We start from the raw sequence: 2910 nt of genomic DNA on the forward strand, positions 1-2910 counted from the left end.
GCCTTGTCGACTGGCTTTACCGCAATGGCGATGTCGTTTCGCGAAGCGACAATGATGACGGCAGCGCCACCATCTCGCTCAAGGCCACGCAAAGCGCCCGCGAAGAGATCGAAAGCAGATTGCGTCGTAAAAACAACGGGTAATCCGGAGCAATTCCAGGAAAAAGTGTATAGCGGTTTTCCGTCCGGAATTGCCCGAAAGAGAGATTACTTCGCGGTCTTTGCTTCCTGCCAGAGCGCTTCCATCCCGGCCAGATCAGCCTTTTCCAGCGTGCTGCCGGATTTTTCCAGAGCCTGTTCGACATAGTGGAAGCGCGAGCGGAATTTTTCGTTGGTGCCGCTTAGCGCTGCTTCGGAATCGAGCTTGAGGTGACGGCCGAGGTTGACGACGGCAAACAGCATGTCGCCGAACTCGTCCTTGATCGAGGCGGTGTCGCCCTTGGCCAGGGCCTCGCGCAATTCGCCAATCTCTTCCTCGATCTTGTCGAGGATGGGCGCCGCCTCGCTCCAGTCGAAACCGACGCGGGCGGCCTTCTCCTGAAGTTTCAGCGCCCGGGTCAGTGCGGGCAGGGCGACCGGCACGCTGTCCAGAAACCCCTTGCCGTTGTCTTCGGGATCGAGACCACGCGCGAGGCGGGCGCTTCGTTTCTCCGCCTTCTCTTCGGCCTTGATCTTTTCCCACATGCCCTTGGCCATGCCGGCGTTGCGGGCTTTCTCGTCGCCGAAGACATGCGGATGGCGGCGGATCATCTTCGTCGTGATGGCTTGCACCACATCCGGGAAGGCGAATTCACCGGCCTCCTCGGCCATCTGCGCGTGATAGACAACCTGCAGCAGAAGGTCGCCGAGCTCGTCGCGCAGATCGTCAAGGTCGCCGCGCGCGATGGCGTCCGCCACCTCATAGGCTTCCTCAATCGTGTAGGGCGCGATGGTCGAGAAATCCTGTTCGATGTCCCAGGGACAGCCGGTCTTCGGCGCCCGCAGCGCCGCCATGATCTCGATCAGGCGCGAAATGTCTTTCGATGGCGTCATCTAGAGCTATTCCAGGAAAAGTGTGAAACGGTTTTCTGTCCGGAATTGCGTCAAAACAGTCTATCGGATGCTATCCCGCGACCGGCCGCGCGGCTAACGCTGTCAGCCGGCGCGGAAGCCTTGTCCACAGACAAGCCGCGTCAATCAAGAACCGAAACGATCGCCTTGGCGAGCTCGTCCATGCCGTCTTCGGGCAGGCCGGCGACGTTGATGCGGCTGTCGCCGACCATATAGATGCCGTGCTCGGCACGCAGCCGTTCGACCTGCGCTTCCGTGAGGCCAAGGCGGGAGAACATGCCGCGATGGCTGGCGACGAAGTCGAAGCGATCGGAATTGGACTGCCGGCGCAGGGCTTCGGCGAACTGCACGCGTAGCCTGAGCATGCGTAGCCGCATCTCTTCAAGCTCCGCCTCCCAATCCGCGCGCAAGGTGGCGTCTTCGAGCACGATGCGCACGGCCGCCGCACCGTGGTCCGGCGGCATCGAATACATGGCGCGCGCCGCCGACAGCATCTGGCTCATCGCCACATCCGCCTGTGCGCCGTCCCTGGCCAGGATCATCGCCGCGCCGACGCGGTCGCGGTAGACAGCAAAATTCTTCGAGCAGCTCGAGGTGACGACCATTTCCGGAATTTTTGCCGCCAGCAGGCGCAAGCCGAGGGCATCGGCCTCGAGGCCATCGCCAAAGCCCTGATAGGCGATGTCGACAAACGGCAGCAGCTCGCGCTCGACGACCAGATCGGTAACGGCTGCCCACTGTGCCGCATCCAGATTGGCGCCGGTCGGGTTGTGGCAGCAGCCATGCAGCAGTACGACGTCGCCGCTCTTTGCGGTCCGCAGCGCCGCCAGCATGTCGTCGAAACGAACGGCGCCCGACGCGGCGTCGAAATAGGGATATTCACGGATCTGCAGGCCGGCGGCGCGCATCACCGGCATGTGGTTCGGCCAGGTCGGGTCCGACAGCCAGATGGTTGCATCCGAGCGTGTCCGCTTCAGCAGTTCCGCCACCAGCCGCAGCGCGCCGGAGCCGCCGGGCGCTTGTGCGGCGCGGATGCGCGTCATGTCGGCGCCTGGACCGAAGGCGAGCTTGGCCATCACCGTGTTGAAGCCGGTATCGCCGGCAAGGCCGAGATAGGTCTTGGTGTCCTGGGCCTGCAGCAGGCGCTGTTCCGCTTCGCGCACGGCGCGCATGACCGGCGTCTTGCCGTCGCGATCCTTGTAGACGCCGACACCGAGATCGACCTTGTCTGGACGCGGATCGGCTCGATAAAGGCCGATCAGGGCCAGGATCTTGTCGGCGGGGGCGGGCTGCAGGGCTTCAAACATCGCTAGGGCTCCAATGGCGGCGGAGTGATACGCAAATCGGTCGCGTTTCGCCAGCGGTTTTAGCTAGGTGCTCCAGCCTGAGACGGGGGTGCCGGGAAGCCTGCCCTGCCTGCTCCTTTCAGCTTTGCCTCGGCCAGCGGTCAGCCCCCGCCGTGTTTCCCAGTCTGCCGCAACAGATAGACGACCGCGCCCAGCACCATCAAGGCCAGCCCGAACCATGTCAGGGCATAGGCCAGATGGTTGTTGTGGAACGAGACGACCGTCAGGCCGCCGACCGGCCACCCTCCCGGATTGGGCGTGGCATCGGCATCGATGAAATAAGGAGCGACCTGCCCGAGGCCTTGCGTCGAGGCGATTGCCTGCACATCGCGCGAATACCAGCGGTTGGCGGCCGGATCGTTGTTACGCAGGAAGCCGCCCTTCGGTTCGGTCAGGCGCAGCAGGCCGCGAATTCCGGTGTGATCGCCCGAGGGCTTGCCTGCGAGGCGGGTTGCCGGATCGCGCTTGTCCGTCGGCACGAAGCCCCTGTTCACCAGAATCGTGAAGCCATCATC

Annotated in this window: 3 protein-coding genes and 1 pseudogene; 1 reads left to right on the forward strand and 3 read right to left on the reverse strand. The window is 63.5% G+C overall.

Features of this window, described 5'->3' with window-relative positions; all coding sequences use genetic code 11:
• Window positions 1-143 (forward strand): annotated as a pseudogene (locus EOD15_RS37100) (GTPase HflX); the annotation flags it as partial.
• A 63-nt stretch (window positions 144-206) separates the two neighbouring features.
• On the opposite strand, the gene mazG reads toward EOD15_RS37100, so the two are convergent.
• The 3 genes from mazG to EOD15_RS31955 all read right to left on the reverse strand — a co-directional run.
• The gene (mazG, locus tag EOD15_RS31945) at window positions 207-1031 is read right to left on the reverse strand and encodes a nucleoside triphosphate pyrophosphohydrolase (protein WP_127322816.1); all 825 of its coding nucleotides are present in this window, start codon (window positions 1029-1031) and stop codon (window positions 207-209) included.
• A gap of 140 nt (window positions 1032-1171) precedes the next feature.
• Complete coding sequence (locus EOD15_RS31950; RefSeq protein WP_127322817.1) at window positions 1172-2356, reverse strand: amino acid aminotransferase; 1185 nt, start codon at window positions 2354-2356, stop codon at window positions 1172-1174.
• Between the two features lie 140 nt (window positions 2357-2496).
• Window positions 2497-2910 (reverse strand): SURF1 family cytochrome oxidase biogenesis protein (locus tag EOD15_RS31955; protein WP_281035591.1); only part of this gene is annotated, 414 nt, incomplete at its 5' end.

This window comes from Mesorhizobium sp. M7A.T.Ca.US.000.02.2.1, assembly GCF_003996995.1.
Lineage (GTDB): Bacteria > Pseudomonadota > Alphaproteobacteria > Rhizobiales > Rhizobiaceae > Mesorhizobium.

Excerpts from the sequence above, each read along its gene's own strand:
- mazG (WP_127322816.1), bottom strand. The coding sequence starts at position 1,031 with ATGACGCCATCGAAAGACATTTCGCGCCTGATCGAGATCATGGCGGCG.
- EOD15_RS31950 (WP_127322817.1), bottom strand. The coding sequence starts at position 2,356 with ATGTTTGAAGCCCTGCAGCCCGCCCCCGCCGACAAGATCCTGGCCCTG.